The organism is Lactococcus sp. LG1074 (genome assembly GCF_017309525.1).
In the GTDB taxonomy this organism is placed as follows: Bacteria; Bacillota; Bacilli; order Lactobacillales; family Streptococcaceae; genus Lactococcus; species Lactococcus petauri.
Genome location: NZ_CP071293.1, coordinates 341,964 through 367,084, shown reverse-complemented (window position 1 = coordinate 367,084; position 25,121 = coordinate 341,964). Strand labels below are relative to the sequence as shown.

Here is a 25,121-nt window from a genome sequence, read left to right as displayed (position 1 = left end):
GTACTTAAATCTTATTTGGTTTCGATTAAACCAATGTTGCCATCTTCACGGCGGTAAACGACATTAGTACTGTCTGTATCTGCATCTGTAAAGATATAGAAATCATGTCCTAACATGTCCATTTGAAGGACTGCTTCTTCAGCATCCATTGGTTTCAAGGAAACATGTTTTGTACGAACAATCTTTACTTGATCTTCATTTACTTCTTCAGCTTCATCAAGTGGTGCAAACTCGTCTCCGAAAGCTTGTCCGGTAGGAACATTAATCTTAGATTTACGGTTTACACGTGTTTTATACTTGCGAATTTGACGTTCTAGTTTTTCTTCAACAAAGTCAATAGCTGCATACATGTCAGCTGCTGTATCTTCTGCACGCAAAGTTACATTTTTAGCAGGAACTGTAACTTCTGCTTTGTAACGTTTGTCGGAGTAAACTTTAAGATTTACATAGGCTGTTACTTCATGACCATCGTTAAAGTATTTTTCAAGTTTTCCAACCTTATCTTCAACATATGAGCGGATTGAATCTGTTAACTCAAAATTTTCACCACGGATATTATATTTGATCATAGAGTCTACCTTAACGGCTCTTGTATTGAACCTTCACTGTTTTGCAGGCGCTGGACAGTCAAGTTTTAAGAACCGTCCTTTCTTTATTTCTAATTTAATTATAATATATAATCGCTTACAAGTCAATCAATAACACTTATTCTAATCTTTTTATTAGAAGAACCAATCGAAATCGTATCCCCTGGATGAATTTCGCCGGCAAGCAATTGTTCACTGAGCGTGTCTTCAACCTCACGTTGCAGAGCTTTACGCAATGGGCGGGCACCGTATTCAGGATCAAATCCTTTATCAGCAATAACTTTCAAAGCAGCAGGTGTAAATTTTACTTTGATATTTTGATCTTTCAAACGCGATACAAGAGATTTACTCATGATTTTCACGACTTGTTCAATCTCTTTTTCTGTCAGTGAATGGAAAACGATAGTTTCATCGATACGATTGAGAAATTCTGGACGGTACTGTTTCTTCAGCTCTTCCATGATTCTTGCTTTCATAGCTGGATAATCCGTTGAAATTGATTTAGCCCCAAAACCAACCGTTTTATCATCACGAATAGCCGTTGCACCCAAGTTAGATGTCATAATGATGATCGTATTTCTGAAATCAACTTTACGTCCTTTGGTATCTGTAACGAAACCATCATCCAAAATTTGTAACATGATATTGAAAATATCAGGGTGGGCCTTTTCGACTTCATCAAGGAGAATAACAGAATAAGGCTTATTACGGACTTGCTCTGTCAATTGCCCACCTTCATCGTAACCTACATATCCAGGAGGTGCTCCAATAAGACGCGATGTCGAGAATTTTTCCATAAATTCACTCATGTCTACACGAATCATATTTTCTTCACTGCCAAAAACACTTTCCGCTAAAGCCTTAGCAAGCTCTGTCTTCCCAACTCCTGTCGGACCAAGGAACATAAATGAGCCCAAAGGACGTCTCGTATCGGCAATCCCTGAACGTGCACGTCTAATGGCACGAGAAACAGCAGAAATCGCTTCTTCCTGTCCAACCACACGTTTATGTAACTCTTTTTCTAAGTTAATCAGACGTTCACTTTCTGTCTTCGTCATCTGTTGGAGTGGGATTCCTGTAAGGTTAGAAACGACAGCATAAACATCGCTTTCCTCCACCAAAGGATTATCATTTTCCGATACTGTAAAATTATCAATCTTGTGCGTTAATTTTTCAATATCTTTTTCAATCCCTTGCGCTTCAACAATATCAAGAGCAACAACTGCTTTTTGTAATCTCAGTTCTTCCGCTTTTAATTCTGCTTTTAACTCGTCTAACTTGGTATAATTTGTTTTACTCGTGATTTTAACTTTGGCTGCTGCTTCATCAAGAAGATCAATAGCTTTGTCTGGGAGACGACGACTGGGCATATAGCGATTACTCAAGCTGACAGCACGCTCCAAAGCCCCTTCTTCAAATTTGACTATATGGTAAGCCTCAAATTTTTCTTTCAAACCTTGTAAAATCGCAACCGTTTCCTCTTCTGAGGGTTCTTCGACATTGACACGGGCAAAACGGCGTTCTAGGGCTTCATCTTTTTCAATATATTTTTGATATTCTTGATAAGTGGTAGCACCGATGAGTTGGAACTCGCCCCGTGCTAATGCTGGTTTTAAAATGTTTGAGGCATCGTTGACCGAGTCCATGCCGCCACCAGCCCCAATGATTGTATGCAGTTCATCGATAAAGACGATAACATCTTTATCGTGTGTCACTTCATCAACAATAGCCGTTAAACGATCTTCAAATTCACCACGGAATTTTGTCCCCGCTACGACCATCGCCATATTTAAAGCCATAATGCGGCTACCACGTAAACCTACAGGAACATTTCCTGCAGCCACACGTGTCGCAAAGCCTTCAATAATCGCTGACTTACCAACACCTGGCTCACCAACAAGAACGGGATTATTTTTTGTTCGCCGGCTCAAAATGTGGATAAGACGTTCAACTTCACGCTCTCTTCCAATCATGGGATCAAGCTTGCCTTCACGGGCTGCTTTTGTCAAATCTGTTGATACCGTGTCTAAAGTAGGTGTCGTCGTTGTTTCGGACACTTTCCCCGACAGGTTTCTTTTCGAAGCTGGTGTCACCGCTTTACGGCGCTCTGGTACACGTAGATATGCTTTTTGCTCTAGCTTTTTGCGGAGGTTAACGATATTGATGTCTTGCTCACGTAAAAGTTGTCCTGCAAAGCTGGCTTCATTTGCCAACAGCATATATAAGAGATGCTCGGTTCCGATGCGGTTTTTATCATTATTTTGAGCTAGTGCTCGTGCTTGCTCAATAATCGTTTCGACTCTTGGACTAAGCTTTATTTCTGATTTTTTTGTCTTCACTTGACTTGAAAAATCTTCGATGTCGATTAACATTTCTTCCAAATCAATCTTTTCTGAATTAAGTAGCGTAAATGCCAATGAAGCCGGGACCTCAGCCAAGGCAGCCAATAGGTGCGAGCTTTCAACCCACGCGTAGTTAAACTTGTGCGCATAGTCGACAGACTTCTCAAGCACTTTTACGACTTGTGGTGTAAAGTCCTTTTCATTAAATTTCATCATCACGATCCAATCTCTGTAGTATTTTTATCATCATTTGTGCTCGACAACTGTTAGAAATATCACTATCAGCTAAAAGCAAAAGGAGAAGATTTCCTTCTCGTTCAGTCAAAATGTTTTCATCAAATAAAAGTTGCAAGACATCTTGTGCCATACTTTCGGTCAAGTTGGCAGGCAACTTCTGTGCTAAATCAAGCAAGAATTCATGCTTTGCCGAATAATGGTATTTGAATATTTTGATATAGCCGCCACCACCACGCTTCGACTCAACATCAAAGCCTTTAGATGGGGTGAAACGGGTTTTAATCACATAGTTAATTTGCGAAGGAACCACGTCAAATTGACTGGCTAAATCTGCACGTTTAATCTCAATCTCACGTGCCTCTTCTAGCAGTTTTCGCAAATAAGCTTCGATAATATCTGAAGTATTTTGGGCAGACATAGAACCTCCAATCTTTGACCTTTATTGACTATTATATCGAAAATTTTAATTTTTTACCAAAAATAGTGGCTGAAACGTCTCTAAAATAAAAAAATCCGCTAAAAGCAGATTTTTTTATTTTATTTGACATCAACAATCTTAACTTCGATTTCACCCATAGGCAACGGAATTTTCACAACATCGCCAACTTTACGGCCAATCAAGGCTTGAGCGATTGGAGATTCATTTGAAATTTTGCCTGAAAATGGATCTGCTTCAGCAGTACCGACGATTTCGTACTCTTCTTCTTCGTCATCTCCAACTTCTTGGAAAACAACTGATTTACCAAGAGCAACTTCATTTTTGTCAATATTAGCATTGTCTACGATTTCAGCATAACGAATCATTGTTTCCACAGTTGAGATACGACCTTCAATAAAGGCTTGTTCATCTTTTGCTGCTTCGTATTCTGAGTTTTCTGAAAGGTCACCGTAGCTACGTGCAATTTTGATGCGTTCAATAACTTCAGGGCGTTTAACCAATTTAAGGTTATCTAATTCTTGTTCTAATTTTTCCAGACCTTCTTTGGTCATGGGGAAAGTTTTTTCTACCATTTTTTATCCTTTTTAAATTTCTAATTAATTACCCGACGCAATCGCATCATTGACATACTTTTGAACATTGATGTTTTGTTCTTCAAGTGTTTGCGCAAAGTAAATCTTACCTTCAACGTCTGCTACGAAATAAAGATAATCATTCGCAGTCGGGTTAAGCACTGCTTTGATTGACGACAAGCTTGGACTCACGATTGGTCCAGGACCAAAACCTGGATACAAGTAAGTATTGAAAGGTGAGTCTAATTGTGTATTAATTGCAGCTTGCTGATCAAGCGACGTATCCTTACCTAGCTTACCTTCAGCATAAAAGATTCCTGTATTAGAATCCATCGTCATCCCTAAATCTTTACGGTTAAAGAAGACCTGTGCAACGTTACGGCGATCATCATCGCTATTCGCTTCTTTTTCGACAATGGCAGCCAAACTCAAGGTTTCATTGACCGTAAGTCCGTTCGCTTGTATTTGTTCATACAAAGGTTCCAGCTGTGTATTAGTTGTTGAAAGCATGGTCTCAATTAAGCTTTCAACAGTTGTCTTTTTCGTATACTCATAAGTTGCTGGGAAGAGGTAACCTTCAAGTTGATACTTCACACCACTGTCTTTACTTGGTAAGCTTGCAAGAAGTTTTGGAAACTTCTCTTTCATTTTTTCGATGAACGCTTGATCCTGTACAGTCTTCATAAACTCATCTTTAGTAAAAGGTGTTTTTTCATCTTTATCCGCAGAATTCACTGTAACAGCTTGAGCAATTTGTTCCAATGTATAACCTTCAGGAATCAAAATTTTGCCCAGAGTTGGTTCCACAGGATGTTCGGTTCCTCCTTGCTCCAAAAGACTTGCAATATCCGACAAGTTCATGCTAGGCGCCAAGTTGTAGTAGCCGCTCTTAAAGCCACTGAAATTTTTAAATTTAGTATAGTATTGGAAAACCATACCATTTTTGATAATACCTTCTCGTTGTAAGATATCTCCGATTTGTTTACTGCTTGCTCCCGCTGGAATGTTAATGGCGCGTTTGGTTGTATTTGCAGTATTGAGCGGTTGTACACCTTCTTTGATGAAATTATAACCGTAAAAACCAGTCCCTGCCGCAGCCAGAATTAAAACAGCTACGATAACAGCAATAATCTTTCCAGAAGAAACTTTCTTCTTCGATTTTTTCGCTTTCGACTTGGGCTGCATTTCTTCAGCTTCCGCATCCGATTTTACTGCTGCACGACGACTTCTTTGTCTGTGAGTCGTCTCTTCGGCAAGAGACTCTGCAGCATCACTTGCTTGTGCTTCAGGTCGCTCATATTCATCAACAACTTCTTTATCAGACTCTTTTGTCTTGCGTCTAAGTCGTGAATAACTTTGTCCTTGGCTCGCTTGGAGCATTTGCTCGCGAACACTTGCAAAGTCTGGACGTTCTTCATGTGCTGATGCTTCTGTTTCCACTTGATCAGAAACAGCTTTTTCAGGAAATTCTACATCTTCGGAAATTTTAGCTTGTTCCTCTACTTCTGGATTTTCCAGTTCTTCTGTCAACTTAAATGGTGTTGGACGTTGAATATCCGAAAAATCAGCACGTTCTCGCCGAGTATGTCTACTCGGGGTTGAAGAAAGTTCTTTGTTGGATTCACGGGCATAGTTTTCAAAAGTCCCATCCGTGTTGGCTCGATTTCCTTCTTCAAGTTCACGCAAGATTTTATCTTTGAAACTTTCTCTCGAAAACTTCTCCGTATCTTTTTCTACCAAGGTTAATCCTCCTTATCACGCCACCCTCTTTTTTTAAATAGTGAAGCGTAAGTTTGTTGGGTAATATTCACAAAAGCGAGGTCAGGGACCTCACTCTTTTAGATTTTAATTCTCTTCTGAGTCGCTGTCATCATCATCGTCGTCCTCTTCATCGAGTTCAACGTCTTCATCCACGTTATCCAGTTCAACTTCAGCAAGTTCAGCATCATAAGCTTGAACCTCATCTTTTTCATCATCTGGATTCTCATCATCATAAGTCATGTCATCTGCATCGTTTCCTTTGTCGATGTGTTCATCTTCAGGATCCACTTCATCTTCGATACCGAATGCATTAACTTTTGTACGTTTTTTAGTTGTTTTTTCTTCTTCGTCGTCAATTTCATCAAGAGCAATTACTTCCTCATCGATTTCGTCGATCGCGTACCATGAGCGCAGTGCCCAAATGTTATTTCCTAATGGAATAAAGCTTCCATCTGTATTCATTTCTGTGTAAAAACGTGCAATTGTGGCTTTGATTTCATTGTCCGACTTTTTCAAGTAGTCTTGAACGGCGTTCAAGATTTCTGCAAAAGCCATTTCCTTACCATTTTGTTCCAAAATTGCATGAGCAACTTCAATCATTGAAAGTTCTTCGATATTTTGTCCTTCTAATGCTTCAATTTTCAAACTTTTTTGCTCTCTTTCAGATTTTCTTTTTCTATATTATATTAAATTCGCTTCATTGTCAATATGTAAACGGATTTAAACTGTTTCATTATATGTCGTTTTCCGTCTTGCTTGGTAGGATGAAATTAATAATGCATCAATACCTTATAATCATAGTTACCGAGTTTTTCACGCCCTTTAAGGTCATCAAGTTCAATAAAGAAGGCACACCCAACAACGATACCACCCAAACGCTCAATCATCTCAATAGTAGCTTTTACTGTTCCACCTGTTGCCAAGAGATCATCTACAATCAGAACACGTTGTCCTGGCTTAATAGAGTCAGCATGCATTGTCAATGTATCTGTACCATACTCTTTTTCATAGTCTGCTGAAATAACTTCGCGCGGTAATTTTCCTGGTTTACGCACAGGCGCAAAACCAACACCAAGTGCAAAAGCAACAGGACATCCAACGATGAATCCACGCGCTTCTGGGCCAACAATTACATCAATTTCTTTATCGCGTGCATATTGCACAATTTCAGTAACTGCATAGTTGTAGGCATTTCCATCAGCCATAAGTGGTGAGATATCGCGGAAAACGATACCTTCTGTTGGGTAATTTTCAATCGTTGCAATGTAATCTTTAAGTTGCATGTGCATCTTCCTCTTTTAATTTTTTATAAATTTCTTTGACAGGGGATAAGGCGAAAAGTTCTTGAAAAGCAACAATTTCTTGAAGCTCTTGGTAAATATTACTTTCAGAAATATCACGCTTTTCGGCGGCTTTATTCACACTCATCATGCCATTGTCAATAGTGACAAAATTCAGTTCTTCAAATATTTGAATCATCTTTATCAGTAAAATATCGGGTATCTTCAAATAATTTGCTAAGTCTTTCAATTTAAAACGTATATCAAACTCAGGATACTGATAAATTGCTTTATAGAAGCGCGCAAACTGCTCACGCGTCCCCGCTCCCGTCAAATAATAATTTTTCTTGATTGTATTTTTGAAATAAATCAATTCAAATTCCTGCTCATGTATTAATTCCGTCAAAGCAGATAAGGCTTCCTTATCAGTTGGGGCTTCCTCAATAATAAGCACTTCTTCTATTGTACCATTTTTCACTTCATTATGGACAAAACGTATTGTATTTTTAGGCAATTCAACTTGTCGACTTCGAATATCCAGAAGCTCAACACCATTTACTCTAGCATCAGCCACCATAAGCTGAACAGTTGTTGTACCATTCCAAGTGTTGCTAGACAAGGTACCGACAAGTTCTGTATCACTTTGTTCAAATTCTAGGCTTTCAGCTCCATGCCCAAAGTAAACCGCGTCTAAAGCTTGTCCATTTTGTACTAATTTAAGTTTGAGATGACTATTGTCTTTTCCCATACTACGTGCCTGCTCAACCTGATAATCCGTAAGGAGAAAATGAGGCTTCGGATTGTCCATACCATAAGGAGATAACTTTTCTAAACTTCTAATCGTTTCTAAACTAATCTCGTCAAACTGCAAACTGCCCTGAACTTCTAGTGAACTTTTTTCTGACATATCGATATCGTTTTCTTGAATAAAGTCGAGCATCACTTGCTTGATTGCTTCAACATTCTCCAAAGCAAAAGTCATCCCAGCAGCCTGTTTGTGGCCACCAAAAGCCATAAAAAGTTCACGGTGTTCGTTGAGTGCTTCAAATATATTAAAATTTTCAATCGAACGTGCTGATCCTCGAAGAACTCCCTCTTCTTCTGCCAACATAATAATAGGTTTGTGAAATTGCTCAAGTAAACGTCCGGCAACGATACCTAAAACACCTTTATGCCAATCCTTATGATGCAGAATTTGTATGGGCTCGTCCGTTATCATTGTGAGGGCTTGATTGAAGATATTTTCTACGATTACTTTACGCTCGCTATTTTTTTCATCAATCATCTGCGCAATTTCGGCAGCCACTTCTTCATCCCAGCCTGTTAATAGTTCAATCGCTGGGTTTGGGTCATCTAAGCGCCCCAGAGCATTCAAACGAGGGGCAATTTGAAAACCAATCGTTTCCTCATTCACCTTTTCAAAATCAGTTCCTGAGAGACGCATGAGTTCCATCAAGCCTGCACGCTCAGTATTCGCTAATACTTTTAGTCCATGACTCACCAAAATACGATTTTCATCAGTAAGACTAACCATATCCGCAATTGTTCCGATTGCCACCAAATCAAGCATATCTGAAGGAATATAGTCTAAAAGAGCTGTTGCGACTTTAAAAGCTACTCCTACTCCAGCCAAATACTTAAAAGGATAGTTTGATTCTGGGTGTTCAGGATGTACAATTGCAAAAGCTTCTGGCAGTACTTCTGGCATGCTGTGATGGTCAGTTACAATAACATCAACATTTTGACTTTGTGCATAGGCGATGGCTTCATGACCAGCCACACCATTATCCACAGTTATAATCAAATCAATATCTTCATTTTGAATGAAATATTTATAGACATCAAGATTTGGCCCGTAACCATCCGTAAAGCGGTTAGGAAGATAGACCTGAACTTCCGCTCCTAATTCATCTAAAGCTGATTTCATGACGGAGCTTGCCGTCATACCATCCGCATCATAATCACCGTATATTAAGATATTTTGCCCATTTTCAATTGCAGTCAAAATTCTTTGAACGGCTTTTTCCATATCGTGCAACAAAAACGGATCATGTAATTGCTGAAGATCAGGATTCAAGTAAGCTTGAATCTCCTCTTCTGCCCTTATGCCGCGTTGCCACAAAATTTGCGCTGCCAGTGTATCTAATTTATATTTTTTACTTAACTTAAGAAACTCATCCGGTAAGTCTGACTCAGTTAACTTCCATATATATTTTGATTTAATCAAGTTTCCTCCACTTCGACTGCTTATTTGAAGATTTATTTATAATTAAAAAACCTATTTCCTATATTATCTACAAGACTTGGGAAAAGTGCACGAACTTTCGCAACGAAAGCCAGCTGGACAGGTAAGTTCAATTCTCTTTTATTTTTCCCTAAAACCTGCTCAATCTTATCCGCAACATATTCTGCACTGACCACATTTTCGCCCACTTTTTCCAAATAGTCCATATTGTCTTTGTGAAATTTTGTGCGGACCGGCCCTGTATTGACTGTTGTCACGATAAGATCTGGTTTTTCTAAACGTAAAGCATCAGAAAAAGCGAGAACAGCGGCTTTGGAAGCTGCATATACGGTCGATTTCGCTGTAGGTAACTTTCCTGCTATGGATGCAATATTAATTACTTGCAACTGTGGTTGCAAATCACGCGTCCGCTTAATCAGATCTAACGTATTAACCTTAAACATTTCATCAATTTGCTCATCCGTTAAGTTACTTAACTCTGTAAACTCTCCAAAACCTGCATTATTAATGAGAATATCTACTTTTTCAGGCATGACTGGCTGAGGAAGCGAGCGACTGATCAAGATAAGGTTATGATCCTCTAAACGCTGAACAAGTGCTTGTGCAATATCACCGCTAGCTCCTGTAATTACAATATTCTTTTTACTCAACTTTTTCTTCATAAAAATCTTTTGCCACATACGAATTAGGATGAACAGATCGTGCTTCTTGCGCAAGCTGAGCCACAAGTGGGCCAACATAGCGTGCACTAATATGCGTGAGCACCAAACGTTTTACGCCAGCTTCCTGAGCAACATCTGCTGCTTGTTTTGAGGTCGAATGTCCGTGTCGGCGGGCCATTTTTGCCTCTTTTGCTTCATAAGTTGCTTCATGAACTAAAAGATCTGCCCCAACCGCTAAACGAACAGCGCTTGGTGTACGTCGGGTATCTCCAAGAATAGTGACAACTTTCCCCTGCTTGTCTGCGCCAATATAGTCCTCTGGATGAAAAACTTTCCCATCATGCTCTACTGTTTCACCATTCTTTATTTTGCCAAAGAGGGGACCGAAAGGTAGACCTGATGCCTTCAAAGCCGCTGCATCTAGTTCTCCAGGACGATCTTTTTCGACTACACGATAGCCGAGACAAAAAATTGTATGATCTAAGGTATCAGCATATACTTCAAAGGTTTGATCTTCAAATATCTTACCAGGCGTTTCAATTTCATGAAAGTGAATCTTGTATCCAAGACGCGATCCCGACATGCGCAGAGCCGTCATCACAAAGTCTTTCAGACCTTTTGGTCCATATAATTCCAAGTCCGTATGTTCCTCATCTTTACTTGAACCTTGGAAAGAACGACTAGATAGAAAACCCGGTAGACCAAAAATATGATCGCCATGCAAATGTGTAATAAAAATCTTGGTGATTTTTCTTGGTTTAATTGATGTTTCTAAAATTTGATGTTGGGTCGCTTCGCCACAATCGAATAGCCATATTTCGTTACGTTCATCGAGTAACTTCAAAGCGATAGCCTGTGTTTTTCGCGTTCGTGATGGCTGGCCCGCGCCCGTCCCTAAAAATTGAATATCCATATCTTCCTCAATATTCTAATTATGTTCTTTCCTATCCATTATTGGAATCAAATAAAAAACATTTTCTACTTTGATGCTTGTCTCTCATAGTTTCCACCTGTTCATTAAGTCAGAAAAGAGAATATCAAAATGTAAAAAACATTGTGCTTCTCACAATGTCTTACAGCGCTCAAAATAAAAAATTTATCCGTCTGGAGGGAATCGAACCCCCATCGCAAGAACCGGAATCTTGCGTGATATCCATTACACTACAGACGGCACTGATAACTCTATCATTTTACAGGAAAACAAAGGAAATTTCAAGTTTCTTTATTTCAAAAAATCTTCAAGGAAATCTTCGATGCTTTCATAGGTTTTATCTGCGATTTCCTTATCGTCATGTCCTATGTAAGCAGTGGCTAAACCAAGTTTTTGTGCTGGAAGAATGTCATGTTCAAGGAGATCTCCAACCATAAGTGTTGCTTCACGATCGAAGCCTTCCTTATCTAAAATATTATAAAAAGCTGCTTGATCAGGTTTGGTTAAGCCAGTTTCGGCCGAAATATAAACTGGAAACAGATTTTCAAAGCCAAAACGTTTAATTTTTTCTCTTTGCTCTCCACTCTCCCCATTGCTTAAAATAGCAATATTATAATTTTGAGAGAGTTCTAGCATTTTAGATAATAAATTCTGATCAACTTCTATCTCTTCAAGTAAAGCTGTCAAAAAAATGTCAAAGAACAGGCGCACAAAGTTTTCTTTATAGTGAATTGCGTAGTAATCCAAGACCTGGCGCACACGCTCTTCGCGCAGCTGCTCAATCGTCATTTTCCCTTCGTGAACTAAAGGCCAGAGTTGCTCATCCACTTCACGATACTTTGCCATAAAATCATCTATAGAAAATTCATCCTGAAAATCAATCAAGTCCAAAAAAACTTTCCGGTGTGCTGTTTCCCAATATTTTTTAAAAGGAAAGAGTGTATTGTCCCAGTCAAAAATAATATTTTTTATCTCTTTCATACTTCTCAATCCCTTTCCTCTTTCTTTAAAAGTTTATCATTTTGCCTTCTGGATATCAAATGAATTAAGACGATCCATCAGGAAGTTTTTCATAAGGCTATTTCTCTAAAAGCACCTGTTTTACACCTGCTTCAAAGCTTGTTACTTCAAACTCTGGAAAATGTTTTTTAAACTTGTCTGAATTAAATACATTGTCCTCTGCATAACGCGGAAGAAGCTCTTGCAATTCTTTCGCTTTTTGACTGAAAAGGGCCGCCAATTTGAATTGCCACATCTTAATTATTGTGTATTGAAGTTTTTTTCCTGTGATTTCTTCTGAAAGTGTAATGATGTCCTGATAAGTCAAGCTTGGTGCGCATGGCAAATGCCAAGTTTGACCATAAGCATCCGCATCATTCCCTATGAGAGCCATTGCAAGGCTAGCATCGGGTGTCCAAATCAAGGTTCTCAAACGAGTAGCACTCAAGGGAATTTTTATTTTTCTATTCTCTTTAATTGCATTGAAGACCATTGTATTTGTTATACTCTGCGTCTGACCTGGGCCATAAAACTCCGGCGCGCGGCAGATTACAGCTTCGAGCGAATGGTGCTCTATCTCCTCAATTATCATTTCTGCTAATCGGGCACGTACCGTGGATTTTCTTCCCGTCGGTTCAAATTTAGTGTCTTCATATTGTATTTCCGCATTTTTAGGGTACATATAGGTATTATCAAAGAAAACCAATTTACTTTGGTGCAGCTTACAAGCGTCAATGACATTTTTCATCATCAGAGGAAATTGTTCTTCCCAAAGCTCAGAATTCATCGGTAAACCGGCTGTAAAATAAACAATCTCACTGCCAGCAATCGCTGCATGCGCTTCCTCAGCCTTCAGTAAATCAGCCGAAAACAAGCTATCTGTTGGGTTTACTTTACGTGGTTTTCTACTCACAAGCCTAATATCTTTTGTATATTTTTTAAAAAGTTCCTTGGCCAGCTCTTGACCAATCTGTCCATTACTTCCTAGTATTGTTTGCATTATGCAATCTCCTTTATAAGCATTTTAGCGACTGACCTTACAGAAAACGGATTTTGTCCCGTGATAAGTTGCCCATCTTGGAGGGCAAAATCTTTATAGAATCTTTTTTTGCACCATGTTGCCCCACGGCTTTTGGCTACCTCTTCATTGAGAAAAGGAACGATTTTTTTCTTGCCTGCAAGAACTTCTTCAGCTGTTGTAAAACCCGTTATCTTTTTCCCTGAAATGATGTATTGACCTTCTTGGTTCTTAAGATTAAGTAAACCGGCGATACCATGACAAACGGAAGTGAGATAACCACCATGCGCATAAATAGCTTGGGCGATACCTTTTATTTCTGGATTATCTGGAAAGTCCCACATCACACCGTGGCCACCTGTGAAATATATGGCACGATAGTCTTGCGAGATTACTTCCTCAGGTTTCAAAGTCTTTTTTAAAGCTCTTTCGACAAAGTCTTGCCGCTCATAAATGTTCCAAATGGCTTCATCCATATACTTCATACTCCGTGGGTCAAGTGGAACATAGCCACCATTTGGGCTAACAAAGTCATAAGCAATACCATGTTTTTGGAGTTCATCAACAAATTCTGCACTCTCGCCCAGCCAAAGCCCTGTCGCTTCATTGGTATTCTTATAACGCTTAATATTTGTTTCGACAATCAAAACTTTATTCATTTTTCTTGCTTTCCTTTCATTATCCTTGTTACTTCATCCAGAAAATGTTGTAATTTCATAATTTCTGATGTATCATGTTCAAGATAGTAAAAGTTTCTTGTTCCTTCTGAACGATAATTAACTATCTTTGCTTGTCTTAAGATTTTCAAATGATGTGAAATAGCGGGGCGCGATAAGCCTGTTGCTTCGATTAAATCTCCAACTTGTATGCCTTTGCAATCACTCTTCTCCAGTAACTTAATAATAATTGCTTGTCTCTTTTCATCACCTAAGGCAATTAAAAAGTCGCTGACTTCACTTAGTTCATGTTTTAAATGTTCAAATTTCATTATTACTCCTTATTAGTTTATGTTTTTAAACCATTAAACCATTATCTAACCTTACTGTCAAAAAATTGGATTGACAACCTATTCGTTTTTTTTTTAAGAAAATAAAAAAACTCACAGCACCAAAGGCTATGAGTTTTTATTTTTATATAAAACAATTATTTAACTTTAACTGAATCTGTAATTGCTTCAACAGCTTTCTTCATTGCGATATCGTGTTGGAGCATGTCAACTGGAAGAAGTTTTTCAACTTGTTCAACAGGCATGTTATATTGTGCAGCCAAGTCAGCAATCTCAGCTTTAACTTCTTCATCTGTAGTTTCGAAGTTTTCTGCTTTAGCAATTGCTTCAATAACAAGGTTTGTACGCACACGTTTACCAGCATCTTCTTGGTATTGTTCGTGCAATTGCTCTTCAGTAGTACCTGTGATTTGGAAGTACATTTCTGGAGAGATACCTTGTTGTTGCATTCCACCAAGGAATTCGTTCATTGCGCGGTGAACTTCTTCGTGAATCATTTCTTCAGGAATTTCTTTGATTTCAGCATTTGCTACAGCTGTTTCGATAGCTGCAGTTTCAACAGCATCGTTATAAGCTTCAGCTTTAGCATCTTCAAGTTCTTTACGGAATTTAGCTTTGAGCTCATCCAAAGTTTCAACTTCTTCGTCAATATCTTTTGCTAATTCATCATCAAGTTCTGGAACTTCTTTTGCTTTAACTTCGTTAACTTTAGTTGCGAAAACTGCTTCTTTACCTGCAAGATCTGTAGCTTGGTAGTCTTCTGGGAAAGTCACTTTCACATCGATTTCTTCGCCAGCTGAAGTGCCAACAAGTTGTTCTTCAAAACCAGGAATAAATTGCCCTGAACCAAGTTCTAAACTGTGGTTCGCACCTTTTCCGCCTTCAAATTCAACACCATCGATAGAACCAACAAAGTCGATAACTACTGTATCTCCGTTTTCAGCTTTACCTTCTTTAACAGTTAATTCAGCAAGGTTGTTTTGTTCTTGTGTCAAACGTGCTTCAACTTCTTCATCAGCAACATCTTTAGTTGCTTCTACTGAAACTTCCAAGTTTTTGTAGTCACCAAGTTCTACTTCAGGTTTAACAGTTACTTCAGCTGTCAATTCCCAGTCAGAACCTTTTTCCATTTTAGTGACATCAATTTTTGGTTGAGCAACAGGTTCGATACCTGCTTCTTTTACAGCTGCATCATAAGCAGTTGGCAATACGGCATTCAAAGCTTCTTCGAAAAGAGCTTCTTCACCATACATGCGGTTAAACATTTGACGGCTGATTTTACCTTTACGGAAACCAGGCACTGAGATATTACCTTTTACTTTATTGAAAGCTTTGTCAAGACCGTTTTTGATTGTTTCTTGGTCGATTGAAAATGAGAGTGTACCAGTGTTAACACCAGTTTTTTCAAAACTTGCAGTCATTAATTATTTCTCCTTATTTATGAGCCTTGAGCTCAGAAATTTCATACCTTTCTAGAATAGCATAAAAACTGAGTGAATTCAACTTTTTGAACAATTATTTTTCGCGCTTTTCTTTGAGTTTAAGTCAAAAAAAAAGCTTGCAAAAGCAAACTTTTATGGATTTAAACGTTGTATGACTTCTTGCCATAGGTCGCCACTAAAAACACGGGACGCTTGTCCGCCGCCTAGCACACCATAGCCTAACATCAAGCCCGCTGCACCTGCTATAAGGACAAGTACAAGAACTAAAAAGACTAATGAAAGGCGAACGCCTAATACTTTAATCGTTTTTTTAATCATCAATTTCCTCAAGTTCTGGAACACGTTCAATATCTGCTCCAAGTGATTTTAATTTTTCATGGAAGCGGTAATAACCACGATCAAGGTGACTTAATTTACGTACTGTAGTTTGACCTTGCGCAACCATACCAAGCAAAATTAATGCTGCACTTGCACGTAAATCTGTTGATTTAACTTGTGCACCTTGTAATTTTCGTGTGCCTTGGATGATGGCTGTGTTACGTGTAATATCGACCGTTAAGCCCATACGACGCATTTCTTCTAAATGTTGGAAACGATTTTCAAAAACCGTTTCAATCATTGTTGATTCACCCTTAGCGATAGCTTGAGCCGCAGTCATTTGCGATTGCATGTCTGTTGGGAAACCAGGATGTGGTAAAGTTTTTACATTTGTTGCTTTTAAGATTTCAGGACCTAGAACACGAAGTCCTTCATCTTCTTGGACAAACTCCACACCCATCTCAATCAATTTAGAAATTAAGGGACGGTTGTGCTCACGAACCGCATCTTTGATTAACACATCGCCTTGTGTCATTGCCGCTGCTACCATGAAGGTTCCAGCTTCGATACGGTCTTGTACAACTGCGTGGTTAGCTCCATGCATTTTTTCAACACCTTTGATAATAATTGTATCTGTACCAGCACCTTTGACATTTGCACCCATCTTATTGAGCCAATTTGCAAGGTCAACAATTTCAGGCTCGCGTGCTGCATTTTCTAAAGTTGTTGTTCCTTCTGCTAGAGTTGCAGCCATCATCAAGTTTTGTGTGGCACCTACTGATGGGAAGTCCAAATAGATATGTGCACCACGTAGCTTTTCAGCCTTAGCTTCAATGTAACCCGCTTCTTGAGTAATTTCCGCCCCCATCAATTCAAAGCCACGCAAGTGGAGATCGATAGGACGCGAACCAATTGAGCAACCTCCGGGCATTGAGACACGAGCATGCCCGTTTCGAGCTAAAATTGGACCCATTACAACGATAGAGGCACGCATTTTGCTTACAAATTCGTAGGGTGCTTTTGTTTTTACTTTAGAAGCTGCTTGTGCGTGAACCGTCTTGCTTTCTTCTGAAAACTCTAAGTCAACTCCAAGATGATCCACTAAATTGTTCATCATGTAAACATCGCTCAAGATAGGAACATTACGAAGAATAATTTCTCCCTCGCTTGGCAAAAGTGTCGCTGCAAGCAAAGGCAAAACAGCATTTTTTGCTCCTTCAATTTCTACAGTTCCTTTAAGGCGGGTATTTCCACCCTTGACAATTATTTTATCCATTTATACATTCCTATAATTTCTTTATTCTGAAAGACACCCTAAATTATAGCACAATGAATCTTTTCGTCAACTTTACAGGATTATGTCTGTCCTTTGTATTAGTTGTTCAACTAAATGTGCAGGCAGGCTATAAACGTACTGACGGTCTATAAGATTGGGTTTTGCTCCCTCAAAGGTTTTGGTCACAAAACCGAGCTTTTCGGTCAAAATACCTCCTGCGGCATAATCCCAAGGTTGTAAAAGGCTAAAATAAGCGACAGTTTTTCCTTCAAGAAGGTCCGCATAGGCCATTCCTGCGCTACCTAACATCCTTACTCCTAAAGTAGTTAAACTAAAGTCCGTTAGTTTATATAAGTTTTTACGATAAATCATTGAATTGATTGAAAGCAGACTTTTTTCAAATGCTTGCGGTTTATAGGAAAGTTTTCTATCGTTGCAATATACTTCTTGCGGGTTATTCCAATAAAGTTTGTCCGCCATTACATCAAGAATTAATCCAAATTGGGGCTGCCCTTTTTCATAATAAGCCAGCATCACAGCAAAGTTATCCTGCTGCACCACGAAATTTATCGTACCATCAATAGGATCTAAAACCCAAAAATTGTCTTGACTACGGTCAAAAGCTGCTGTATTTCGTCCGGCTTCTTCGGCTAAAATTTTATCCTCAGGATAATTCTTCATAATTTCTTCAATGATGATTTCTTGAACCCGCTGATCAAAATTTGTCACCAAATCACTAAAATTACTTTTTTGCGAAACTTCCAAAGTTTGATGAATATTATCACGAAGAAAAGCACCGGCTTCTCTCACCCAAGTTTTTGCTTGTTTAAGCTTTTTCAAAGCGAACAAATTGTCTTTCACTCGCTTGTACCTCCTTGACGGCACGATAAAGCGAATAACCACTGCTTTCTTCGAATTCTCGCCCCAGCTGTTTTTCTTGCATCTTGGAAGGTACAATTTTCTTGAATGTTTTATAAGCCTCCAAGAATTCTTCTTTGTCCACTTTACTCTCATAAAAATTTTCCACTTGATTGAAAAAAGAGAGCACTGCAGTCATTTCAGCAGTACTCCAACTTAAATCAAGTGGATATTGATAATTAGCTTTCATTATTTCCACTCTCCCTTATTCATTTAGAAGTCGTTTACGGCACGTTTCATTTCCGCACGACGATAATGACGAGGTAAGAAAGCACGAATCTCGTCTTCATTAAAACCAATTTGTAACAAACGATCATCTGTGATAATCGGACGACGTAAAAGGTTTGGATACTCTGTTACAAGATTAATCAACTCGTTAATGGTCAACTCATCAAGATCCAAAGCAAGCTTTTGAAATATTTTTGACCGAATTGAAATAATATCTTCCGTTCCGTTTTCTGTTTTTGACAAAATTTTACGTAAGTCATCATTTGTCATCGGCTGTGTCAAAATGTTGTGCTCCGTATAAGGGACACTGTGTTTGTCCAACCATGCACGTGCCTTACGGCAACTAGTACATGAAGGCGATAAGTATAAATCAACCACTTTCTTTCCCCATTCTATCTAGGCTGTAACCAATTATTAAACTTGAGCAGCGCTATTATTTGTTACTTATTATACCAAAAATTACAGATTAAAAAAAGTGCGTTTTTTTACTATTGTGTAAGAATTTGTGTCTATGTTACATATTGTTCATATCGTCACAAATTTCTTGTAAATCTTCAAATCTAATCAATTCCATATTATAATTTGATGTCTTTTGCATCTTATCCGTAATAAAATGGAGCTTAGTTTCGTTTTCTTCGTCATATAAAACTAAAGAACCATCTGAATTTTCGAGCAAAAAATCGTTATACTGACGAAATTGACTTGGATTTTCGTAATCTTCGTAAGCATATTTAACATAATCTACATCTTTAAATTCACGCAATTTTGCTTGATTCGCCTCGTTCCAGTTTTTTCCCTGCGTTTCAAAGGGAAAAATACTTGCAATATGGAACTCGTATTCTGTTTGTAATTCTTTAGAAACTTGTAATGCCCAATATTCAAAGCCTAAATTACCCGTGAAAATAACCCATTTCAATCCTTTGTCCAGATACGCTTCCAATCTTCTTTTAAAGGCTTTTTTGATAATTTTGATTTTGATATCCTTCTCATCAAAAATCCCTAAATCAAAAGCTGTGTAACCTGTAATAAGCAATGTTTTCATAACGGGTCCTTCCTTGCACAATATAAGACATCATATTTTTTCTTTTCTTGATTATCAAAAAACATCTTTTCTCCTCGTTTATACTTTTTATACGACTTAAGAAAAATAAAGGAGCTATTTTTATAGCTGTTATTAAAATTTGAAAGTAAAAAAACTAGCCACAAACTCTACAATAAAATACCATTTTAACTGTAATAATCCAAAAGACAAATAATTTGCTATAATTACATTATACAATAGAAGTAACAATTTAATATATGGAAAAACACACATGCTAAAATATCCTCAAGGATTAAATAAACAAATAAAAAATTTTTCAGGAAAACAAACAGAGAAAAAAGTGGTGCATAACGCTGCGAAAAGTACTCCGAATATGGTAAAATCTAAATCGGCAGTAAAATTTGGTAAACGTGGTATGAACTTTGAAGCAGAGATCAATGCGACTAATGATTATTATCTTGCACATGATATCGCTGTGATTCATAAAAAACCCACTCCTATCCAAATTGTAAAGGTTGACTATCCCCAACGTAGCCGTGCTAAAATTACCGAAGCCTACTTTAGACAGGCTTCAACTACAGATTATTCTGGCGTCTATCAGGGAAGATATATTGATTTTGAAGCTAAGGAAACCCATCAGAAGACAAGTTTTCCTCTGAAAAATTTTCATGAGCATCAAATCGTCCATATGTCCAAAGTCCTTGAACAAAAAGGCATTGCCTTTGTGCTCTTACACTTTGCCTCTTTGGACGAAACTTACTACTTGCCATCTGAGAATTTGATTCGTTTTTATCAAGAAAAAAAAGGCTTAAAGTCTATTCCTCTTGATTATATTAAGCAACATGCTTATCAAATCCCATCAAATCAGATTCCTAGAATCCCTTACTTGGATATCGTTAATCAACTTTGCGAGGTGAATTAAAATTCCTACTAACAAACGAAAAAAATCAAAAATGAATCGAAATAAAAACACTGCAGTTAAAAGATCTCTCATTTCAACATTGAAATGGGCTTTAATTCTGATTTTTTCAACAATTATTCTGACTTTTGTTGCTGCTGGTGCGCTCTTTATTTATTACGCAAAAGATGCGCCGAAATTAGATATGAGCAAATTAGAGTCACCCCCATCAACGGTCGTTTATGACAAGGATGAGAAAGTAATTGCTACTCTTGGTGCGGAACAACGTGATTTAGTACAGACTGATAATATACCTGTCATGCTTGTTAATGCTGTAACCTCGATTGAGGACCGCCGCTTTTTCAATACACGTGGTGTTGACCCAATACGTATTGCTGGTTCTTTAGTCAATAACTTACGTGGTGGACATATGCAAGGTGGTTCTACCTTAGATATGCAGTTGATTAAACTGTCTTTCTTCTCTACTGACTCAGCTGACCAAAACATGAAAGTCAAAATTCAAGAAGCTTGGCTTGCCTTACAGCTGGACCAAAAATGGTCAAAAGAGCAAATCTTTACTGCTTATGTCAATAAAGTCAATATGGCGAATGGTTATTACGGTATGGGGACAGCTTCTCAAGCTTACTATAATAAACCGTTAACAGACTTGTCTATCGCACAGTTAGCCCTACTTGCGGGTATGCCACAAGCACCAAATACTTATAATCCTTATAAAAACCCAGAAGCTGCGAAATATCGTCGCGATTTGGTAATCAATGCGATGTACCGCAATGGTAAAATCACTGAGAAACAAAGAGATGAAGCCATCAATACACCAATCGATGATGGTCTTCAAGACTTGAAGAGCGGTGTGAACATTCCTGAATATGCCAATGACTTCATCAATGAAGCCATCAAGCAAGCCAATCGAGAAACAGGAACAGATGCGCCAAATGCTGGCTTAAAGATTTATACTACGCTTGACAGCAAAGCGCAGGAAAATCTATTCAACATTGTCAATACCAATGATTCTGTACCATTCACTGATGACGAACTTCAAGTTGCTTCAACTTTGATTGATACACAGACAGGTGGCGTTGCTGCCCAAATCGGTGGACGTAAGCAAGAAATCGTTCCTTTTGGCTCAAATCAAGCTACAGAACCCACTCGTGACTGGGGCTCAACGATGAAGCCACTCATCGACTACGCACCTGCCTTTGAAAATGGCATTTATACAAGCACTGCCCAAACCATTTCCGACTCAGGTCCTTACTTCTATCCCGATGCTCAAAATATTCAACTGAACAACTGGGACAATCAGTATCTAGGAAACATCTCCGTACGACAAGCTTTAGCTCTTTCACGTAATATCCCGGCTATTAAAACTTTAGCTGCTGTAGGATTAGATAATGCGACTGCTTTTGCCAATAAACTTGGCTTTAAGTACCCTGTACAAACTGGTACCGATAGCGAAGGAAGAGCCATCTATGAGCCCGGAAATATGGTCTTCTCAAATGGTATTTCTAGTAATTCAATCAGCACAGATTCTCAATATGGTGCAAGTTCTGAACGTATGGCTGCTGCCTATGCTGCTTTTTCGAACGATGGTATCTACACAAAACCTTACTATGTTTCGAAAATTGTAATGCCTGACGGCTCGACAAAAACTTATGAGCCAGAGCGCACGCGTGCGATGAAGTCTTCAACTGCTTATCTTATTACTGATATCCTCAAAGATGTTATCAAAGGAAATGACGGCACAATACCTGCTCTTTCTACAGGTCTTTATGCACAAACTCCTGGCCTTCCTGAAGCAGGGAAAACAGGAACTTCCAACTACGATGATGCTGAATATCCTAAAGCTCTTGAAACAGCTGGAATCACGCAAGCTCAGCTCCAAGGTGGTTCAATGGCACCAGACGAAAACTTTGTTGGTTACACACCACAATATTCTATGGCTGTATGGACCGGTTATAAAAATAGACTACAACCTGTCTATGGCGAAAATATGTATATCGCTGCTAAAGTTTTCAAAGCAATGATGACAGATTTATATCCTGATCCAACATCTGTTGCAGACTGGCAAATGCCAAGCGATGTCGTAAAACAAGGTTCTGACCTTAGTGTAACAGGAAATTAATTTATGATAATCGAGAAAATCGTTAGTGAAATTGCTCAGGAAAATGCTTATATCCTGAGCAATTCTGCTTTTAGTATACTTATTGATCCTGGCAGTCAACCAGAAAAAATTATTGCAAAACTTCAAGAGATTGACAAGCCTTTAACTGCTATTCTCTTGACTCATGCACATTTTGACCATATCATGGGGCTTGATACCCTCAAGCAAGCCTATCCTAATGCTCAAGTTTATCTACATGAAAATGAAAAAGAGTGGCTCAAAAACCCCGAGCTTAATGCTTCAGCTTTAATGCTCCCCTTTCCTGTCACTTGTAAGACTAATATAGATGAATATTATGTCTGTGATACTCCTTATAATCTCTCTGGGCTAAAATTCCACGTACGCCACACACCCGGGCATTCTATTGGAGGAATTAGTCTTGTTTTCGAAGAAGAGGAGCTTATTTTTTCCGGTGATGCACTTTTTGCTGGTGCGATTGGAAGAACAGATCTTCCAAGTGGGAATCACACACAATTACTACAGTCCATTGAGGCAGAACTTTTTAGCCTTCCCGACGATTATACGGTTTATCCAGGGCACGGTCCAAGCACAACGATTGGAAATGAAAAACTTTATAATCCATTTTTCTAATATAAAAAGCCCCATTGGGCTTTTTTATATTCAGCTTAGTAAGCTTTCAGAATTTCCCTCAAAAAAACATCTCTATATTAATATAGAGATGTTTTTATTATACAGATAATGTTTGGCCAGGATAGATATTTCCTGTAATACCGTTCATTGCGGCAAGTTCATCTGCTGTTCTTCCATAAACAGAGGCAATTGATGTTAAAGTATCACCTGATTGAACAGTATAAGAACTAGAAACGGTGCTTGTTGCCATCGTTGAAGCACTTGTAGTTGAAGTTGTCGTCGTTGCACTAGTCCCAGCTGTTGGTATCTGTAGAACTTGACCTTGCATGATGTGATCTGTAGCTGAGAGACCATTTTGGGAAAGAATTGCATCCATTGATACACCATAGTGTGCTGCAATATCATAGACTGTATCACCTTCTTGAACAGTATAAGTTTGTGTACCGTATGAACTTGTATCTGTAGAAGTTGTAGTTGTCACATAGCTTGTTGTTGAAGTTGTAGCGACTTCTCCGCCATCATAAGCTGTTAAACCATATTGCGCGATAACAGCATTTAATTTTGAGGCATAATTTGGATCTGTAGCATAGCGTCCTTGCAACCAAGCGGTTGCATCTTGATAAGAGCTTGTATTTTCACGCCAAACACCTGAATACAAGAAAGAGCCACGTAATAAACGTGCTTGTGCAGCACAAGCCTCTGCAACTGAAGCATAAGCTTGGAAAGGTTCCACGACATTATGCATTTGTCCGTCAAGAAATTCTTGTGTAGGCAAATAAACTGGATTTCCTGAAGTGTATTTCACACCGAAAATATTATTATAATTTACAGCTAGTGCACTTTGTCCAGCACTGCTTTCCAAAATACCTTGGGCAATCATAACAGAGGGGTAAAGACCATATTCGTTTGCGACTGGAGTTGCTGCTTCAGCCAACTCTTGTACTGACATTGCTTGTGCTTTCACAGCCCCAAGACTTGTAAGGGCTACAGCAGCTGCGCCAAATAAAAATTTGTGTTTTGTATTCATCTTATAAAAACTCCATAAATAAAATATTCATTATTTCTAAGTATATACTATTTATTATCTAATGTAAAACTATATAATCCTTGATATTATATTTTTATAGCGCTTATTCGCTTTTTTTATGTAAAACTGATAAAGTAGGTTTTATAATAAGAAGCAGGATCATCAAAGATAAAAGGAGAACTCTATGTCTAAAATTTATGAAAACATTACTGAACTCATTGGGCAAACACCCATTATCAAGCTTCGCAATCTTCCTGAAGACAGTGCTGAGGTTTACGTTAAACTTGAGGCATTTAATCCTGGAGGATCAGTAAAAGACCGTATTGCCCTCAATATGATTCGGCAAGCAGAGCGGGATGGACTACTAAAAGAAGGTGGGACTATTATTGAACCAACTTCTGGAAATACTGGAATCGGACTTGCTTTTGTCGGAGCTGCTTTAGGCTACAAAGTTGTGATTGTCATGCCTGAAACCTTCTCACTTGAACGCCGTAAATTAATTCAAGCTTACGGTGCTGAACTTATTTTAACTCCAGCTGCTGGAGGAATGAATGAAGCTATTGCTACAGCAGAGCATCTTGCAGAAGAAAAAGGATGGTTCCTTCCACTTCAGTTTGACAACCCGGCTAACCCAGCTGCTCACGAAGCCACAACAGCTGTAGAAATACTGGACGTTTTTGGTGAAACAGGTTTGGATGCTTTTGTGGCTGGTGCGGGAACCGGTGGAACTATTTCTGGGGTTTCTCATGTACTGAAAAAAGCGAATCCTAAGCTCAAAAGTTATGCGGTAGAACCTGCAAGTTCTCCTGTCTTAACAGGCGGGCAACCACAGCCCCATAAACTTCAAGGAATTGGTGTTCCTTTTATCCCTAAAGCTTTGGACACTTCTTCTTATGATGGAGTAATTGATGTCCCTGTGGAAGAAGCTTTTACTACTGCTCGCGAAATTGGTTTTAGCCAGGGCTTCCTTGTAGGGATTTCAAGTGGTGCAGCGATTTGGGCTGCTCTTGAAGTTGCGAAAAAATTAGGTAAAGGAAAGAAAGTATTGACCTTGTCTGCTGACAATGGCGAGCGCTACCTCTCTACAGAACTCTATGATTTTTAATTCTTAAACTCTTAACTT

General features: G+C 38.6%; 26 protein-coding genes and 1 tRNA gene. 4 read left to right on the top strand and 23 right to left on the bottom strand.

Going from position 1 to position 25,121, the window contains the following annotated elements; all coding sequences use genetic code 11:
• Nucleotides 1-11: 11 nt before the first annotated feature.
• The 22 genes from hpf to J0J36_RS01695 all read right to left on the bottom strand — a co-directional run bounded on the left by hpf (nucleotide 12) and on the right by J0J36_RS01695 (nucleotide 19,303).
• Entirely contained in the window at nucleotides 12-569 is a 558-nt protein-coding gene (gene hpf / locus J0J36_RS01800) for a ribosome hibernation-promoting factor, HPF/YfiA family (RefSeq protein WP_003134010.1), read from the bottom strand.
• Nucleotides 570-691: 122 nt separating this feature from the next.
• Nucleotides 692-3,142 (bottom strand): ATP-dependent Clp protease ATP-binding subunit, encoded by a 2,451-nt coding sequence (locus tag J0J36_RS01795; protein WP_029343521.1) that lies wholly within the window; start codon nucleotides 3,140-3,142, stop codon nucleotides 692-694.
• Nucleotides 3,132-3,584 (bottom strand): CtsR family transcriptional regulator, encoded by a 453-nt coding sequence (locus J0J36_RS01790; RefSeq protein ID WP_019292666.1) that lies wholly within the window; start codon nucleotides 3,582-3,584, stop codon nucleotides 3,132-3,134. The genes J0J36_RS01795 and J0J36_RS01790 overlap by 11 nt, the downstream gene beginning before the upstream one ends.
• A gap of 119 nt (nucleotides 3,585-3,703) precedes the next feature.
• Nucleotides 3,704-4,177, bottom strand: coding sequence for a transcription elongation factor GreA (gene greA / locus J0J36_RS01785; protein WP_019292667.1), 474 nt, complete (start codon nucleotides 4,175-4,177; stop codon nucleotides 3,704-3,706).
• A gap of 24 nt (nucleotides 4,178-4,201) precedes the next feature.
• Nucleotides 4,202-5,917, bottom strand: coding sequence for an endolytic transglycosylase MltG (mltG, locus tag J0J36_RS01780; protein WP_019335936.1), 1,716 nt, complete (start codon nucleotides 5,915-5,917; stop codon nucleotides 4,202-4,204).
• 105 nt (nucleotides 5,918-6,022) lie between these two features.
• A complete protein-coding gene (gene rpoE / locus J0J36_RS01775) occupies nucleotides 6,023-6,583 on the bottom strand; it encodes a DNA-directed RNA polymerase subunit delta (protein ID WP_003134001.1) in 561 nt (186 codons plus the stop codon).
• A gap of 125 nt (nucleotides 6,584-6,708) precedes the next feature.
• Nucleotides 6,709-7,221, bottom strand: coding sequence for an adenine phosphoribosyltransferase (locus tag J0J36_RS01770; protein ID WP_003134000.1), 513 nt, complete (start codon nucleotides 7,219-7,221; stop codon nucleotides 6,709-6,711).
• Nucleotides 7,211-9,445, bottom strand: coding sequence for a single-stranded-DNA-specific exonuclease RecJ (gene recJ / locus J0J36_RS01765; RefSeq protein ID WP_019335937.1), 2,235 nt, complete (start codon nucleotides 9,443-9,445; stop codon nucleotides 7,211-7,213). Before recJ ends, J0J36_RS01770 begins: the two co-directional genes overlap by 11 nt.
• A gap of 32 nt (nucleotides 9,446-9,477) precedes the next feature.
• A complete protein-coding gene (locus J0J36_RS01760; RefSeq protein WP_019335938.1) occupies nucleotides 9,478-10,125 on the bottom strand; it encodes an SDR family oxidoreductase in 648 nt (215 codons plus the stop codon).
• Nucleotides 10,106-11,038: a ribonuclease Z gene (gene rnz / locus J0J36_RS01755; protein ID WP_019335939.1), complete on the bottom strand. Its 933-nt coding sequence runs from the start codon at nucleotides 11,036-11,038 to the stop codon at nucleotides 10,106-10,108. The genes J0J36_RS01760 and rnz overlap by 20 nt, the downstream gene beginning before the upstream one ends.
• A gap of 186 nt (nucleotides 11,039-11,224) precedes the next feature.
• A tRNA-Arg gene (locus J0J36_RS01750) sits at nucleotides 11,225-11,296 on the bottom strand.
• A 51-nt stretch (nucleotides 11,297-11,347) separates the two neighbouring features.
• A complete protein-coding gene (locus tag J0J36_RS01745; protein ID WP_019292623.1) occupies nucleotides 11,348-12,037 on the bottom strand; it encodes an HAD family hydrolase in 690 nt (229 codons plus the stop codon).
• A gap of 97 nt (nucleotides 12,038-12,134) precedes the next feature.
• On the bottom strand, nucleotides 12,135-13,055 hold the full coding sequence (locus tag J0J36_RS01740; RefSeq protein ID WP_206886739.1) for an NAD-dependent epimerase/dehydratase family protein: 921 nt from the start codon (nucleotides 13,053-13,055) through the stop codon (nucleotides 12,135-12,137).
• Entirely contained in the window at nucleotides 13,055-13,732 is a 678-nt protein-coding gene (locus J0J36_RS01735; RefSeq protein WP_019292625.1) for a type 1 glutamine amidotransferase domain-containing protein, read from the bottom strand. The genes J0J36_RS01740 and J0J36_RS01735 overlap by 1 nt, the downstream gene beginning before the upstream one ends.
• A complete protein-coding gene (locus J0J36_RS01730) occupies nucleotides 13,729-14,061 on the bottom strand; it encodes a helix-turn-helix transcriptional regulator (RefSeq protein WP_019294159.1) in 333 nt (110 codons plus the stop codon). Before J0J36_RS01730 ends, J0J36_RS01735 begins: the two co-directional genes overlap by 4 nt.
• Before the next feature lie 155 nt (nucleotides 14,062-14,216).
• Nucleotides 14,217-15,500, bottom strand: a complete 1,284-nt coding sequence (tig, locus tag J0J36_RS01725) for a trigger factor (RefSeq protein ID WP_019292627.1) — start codon at nucleotides 15,498-15,500, stop codon at nucleotides 14,217-14,219.
• A 153-nt stretch (nucleotides 15,501-15,653) separates the two neighbouring features.
• A complete protein-coding gene (locus tag J0J36_RS01720; protein ID WP_019292628.1) occupies nucleotides 15,654-15,839 on the bottom strand; it encodes a DNA-directed RNA polymerase subunit beta in 186 nt (61 codons plus the stop codon).
• Nucleotides 15,832-17,115, bottom strand: a complete 1,284-nt coding sequence (gene murA, locus J0J36_RS01715; protein ID WP_019292629.1) for a UDP-N-acetylglucosamine 1-carboxyvinyltransferase — start codon at nucleotides 17,113-17,115, stop codon at nucleotides 15,832-15,834. Before murA ends, J0J36_RS01720 begins: the two co-directional genes overlap by 8 nt.
• A gap of 72 nt (nucleotides 17,116-17,187) precedes the next feature.
• The gene (locus tag J0J36_RS01710) at nucleotides 17,188-17,976 is read right to left on the bottom strand and encodes an inositol monophosphatase family protein (RefSeq protein WP_153924526.1); all 789 of its coding nucleotides are present in this window, start codon (nucleotides 17,974-17,976) and stop codon (nucleotides 17,188-17,190) included.
• Nucleotides 17,942-18,223, bottom strand: a complete 282-nt coding sequence (locus J0J36_RS01705) for a UPF0223 family protein (RefSeq protein WP_019292631.1) — start codon at nucleotides 18,221-18,223, stop codon at nucleotides 17,942-17,944. Before J0J36_RS01705 ends, J0J36_RS01710 begins: the two co-directional genes overlap by 35 nt.
• Nucleotides 18,224-18,246: 23 nt before the next feature.
• On the bottom strand, nucleotides 18,247-18,639 hold the full coding sequence (spx, locus tag J0J36_RS01700; RefSeq protein ID WP_003133982.1) for a transcriptional regulator Spx: 393 nt from the start codon (nucleotides 18,637-18,639) through the stop codon (nucleotides 18,247-18,249).
• A 136-nt stretch (nucleotides 18,640-18,775) separates the two neighbouring features.
• The gene (locus J0J36_RS01695; RefSeq protein ID WP_029343522.1) at nucleotides 18,776-19,303 is read right to left on the bottom strand and encodes an SLOG family protein; all 528 of its coding nucleotides are present in this window, start codon (nucleotides 19,301-19,303) and stop codon (nucleotides 18,776-18,778) included.
• A 271-nt stretch (nucleotides 19,304-19,574) separates the two neighbouring features.
• Here J0J36_RS01695 and recU point away from each other — a divergent pair, with 271 nt between their 5' ends.
• From recU to J0J36_RS01680, 3 genes are read left to right on the top strand one after another with little or no spacing between them, the layout of a single operon-like run.
• A complete protein-coding gene (recU, locus tag J0J36_RS01690) occupies nucleotides 19,575-20,225 on the top strand; it encodes a Holliday junction resolvase RecU (protein WP_019292633.1) in 651 nt (216 codons plus the stop codon).
• 31 nt (nucleotides 20,226-20,256) lie between these two features.
• Nucleotides 20,257-22,341, top strand: coding sequence for a transglycosylase domain-containing protein (locus J0J36_RS01685; RefSeq protein WP_019292634.1), 2,085 nt, complete (start codon nucleotides 20,257-20,259; stop codon nucleotides 22,339-22,341).
• A gap of 3 nt (nucleotides 22,342-22,344) precedes the next feature.
• Entirely contained in the window at nucleotides 22,345-22,971 is a 627-nt protein-coding gene (locus tag J0J36_RS01680) for an MBL fold metallo-hydrolase (RefSeq protein ID WP_019292635.1), read from the top strand.
• A gap of 97 nt (nucleotides 22,972-23,068) precedes the next feature.
• Here J0J36_RS01680 and J0J36_RS01675 read toward each other — a convergent pair whose 3' ends face one another.
• A complete protein-coding gene (locus tag J0J36_RS01675) occupies nucleotides 23,069-23,998 on the bottom strand; it encodes a glucosaminidase domain-containing protein (RefSeq protein ID WP_019292636.1) in 930 nt (309 codons plus the stop codon).
• A gap of 184 nt (nucleotides 23,999-24,182) precedes the next feature.
• Here J0J36_RS01675 and cysK point away from each other — a divergent pair, with 184 nt between their 5' ends.
• Complete coding sequence (gene cysK / locus J0J36_RS01670; RefSeq protein WP_019292637.1) at nucleotides 24,183-25,103, top strand: cysteine synthase A; 921 nt, start codon at nucleotides 24,183-24,185, stop codon at nucleotides 25,101-25,103.
• The last annotated feature ends 18 nt before the right edge of the window (nucleotides 25,104-25,121 follow it).